The following is a 2,171-nucleotide window of genomic DNA, read 5'->3' on the forward strand; positions in this document are numbered from 1 at the left end:
GCCGAGATCGCGGCGCGCCAGCGCGCCCTCGACGGCGACGCGGCTCCCTCGGTGCCGAGCATGTTCGCGCCCGTGATGGATCCGGCGGCGCTCGCCCCCGCGGCGCCGGACCTGTCGCGGCTGGAGGAGCAGCTCCGCCTCATCACCATCCAGATCGAGACGCTGCGCTCGCCGTGCCGGGCCGAGGAGATCGCCTCGGAGCTGCGCGACGAGCTGCGCGAGATCGGCCGCGTCGTCCACGATCTCGTTCCCCGCCACGCCTTCGAGGCGCTGGAATGCGAGGTGAGGGCGCTTTCCCAGAAGCTCGACGAGAGCCGCGGCGCCGCCTTCGATCCCGCCGTGCTGGCGCCGCTCGACCAGGGGCTCGCCGAGCTGCGCGACGCGCTGCGCGGGCTCGCGCCCGCCGAGCTCGCCGGCTCCGTCAACACGTTGTTCAGCAAGGTCGACCAGGTCTCGGCCGAGGGCCTCGACGCGACCGTGCTGCATCAGCTGCAGGGCGCTGTCGACACGCTGCGCGGCATCGTCTCGACGGTGGCGTCCGGCGACGCGCTGGCCGCGCTGGTGGCCGAGGTGCGCGCGCTGTCCGAGAAGATCGACCGCGAGCCGCCGCCGGCGCCGCCGCCGGTCTCGGGCTCGCCGCAGCACGATCTGCTCGCCAATTTGGAGCGGCAGATCAGCGGCATCGCCGAGACGCTGGCGGCCCAGAGCGCCGCCAAGACGGCGCGCGAGGGCGCGACGGAGGCCGGCGGCCCGCCGGCCGTGTCGCCGACGCTCGAGCCGCTGATGGCGTCGCTGGCCGAGCGGCTGGAGAAATTCGACCTGATGGCGGACGAGCGGCCGTCGCTGGCGCCCATCGAGGCGCGGATCAGCGACATCGGGGACAAGCTCGACCGCATCAATGCCGGCACGCTGGATCCGGCCGTGGTGGCCCAGGTCGAGGACCGCATCCGCCTGCTCGCCGACAAGCTGGACAGCATCGAGCGCTCGGCCCTCGACCATCCGGGGCTTGCACCGCTCGAGCAGCGCATCGTCCAGCTCGTTCAGAAGATTGAGCAATCCGAGTCGCGGCTCGACATGCTGCCGGCCCTGGAGCGGGGCATGGCCGACCTGCTGGCCCATGTCGAGGCGCTGCAGGCCCAGCAGGCGGCGCCCGCCGAGGCGAGCCCGGCCTTCGTGGCGCTGGCCCGCGACGTCGAGGGCATCCGCAAGACCCAGGAGGACGCCGACCGGCGCACCCGCGAGTCGCTCGATGCGGCGCACGGCACGCTCGGCCGGATGGCCGACCGGCTGGCCGCGATCGAGACGGATTTGCGTGGTCCGTCAAGGCGGTCGCCGGCTCCCGACCTGCCGCCGGCGCCGGAGACGGCGCTGCTCGCGCCGGCCTCGCGAGGCACCGGCCTGGCGACCCCGATCGGCCCGCCGCCGCGTCCGGCGGCCGAGGCGATCGAGCCGTCGAATCAAATGCTTGGCGACGGTCCGCTGCCCCCCGACGCGCCCATCGAGCCGGGCTCCGGGCCGCCCTGGTATCGCGGCGGACGCAGCGCGGCCGACCGGATCGCGGCGTCGCAGGCGGCGCTCGGGACCGCCGCGGAGGCGCCGGCGGCCAATGGCGCGCGGCCGAACTTCATCCTGGCGGCGCGCCGCGCCGCGCAGGCCGCGAGCGAGCAGCCTGGCCCACAAGCCTCTCAAACTCTTGGCGATTCCGCCGACGGCAGCCGCGGCCGCAAGCTCACCGACCGGGTCAAGGCGCTGTTCATGACGACCAGCGTGGTGGTGATCGCGCTGGCCCTGGTGCCGATCGGCATGCGCGCCTTCGGACCCGAGGGCAGCGGCACGGCCGAGCTGGTCGCGACACAGAAAGTTCAGCCGACCCAAACGCTTATGCCGGACCCCGAGCGGACCGGTGCGAGCCGTGGCGGGTCTCAGCTCGCCGATCTGGTGCCGCAATCCGACCTCGCCGCTGCGGCGCGCGCGCTGTCGCATGCGTCGCCCACCGCCAAGGCGTTGATCGAGAAGCATCTTCCGAAGCTGAAGGACGAGACCTCGCTGCTCGCCCCGCCGATGCCGGCCGCTCCTGCGACCGTGCCGGCGGCGCCGCCGCCCGGCGCCGGCGCCCTCGCCGCCCCCTCGCCACCCTCCTTGCCACCCGCCTCGCCACCCCCGGCGCCGGC

At 74.5% G+C, this 2,171-nt stretch carries 1 pseudogene; it reads left to right on the forward strand.

The features are described from left to right. A pseudogene (locus CH341_RS14110) lies at positions 1 to 2,171 on the forward strand (hypothetical protein); the annotation flags it as partial.

The organism is Rhodoplanes roseus, from assembly GCF_003258865.1.
Classification (GTDB): Bacteria; Pseudomonadota; Alphaproteobacteria; order Rhizobiales; family Xanthobacteraceae; genus Rhodoplanes; species Rhodoplanes roseus.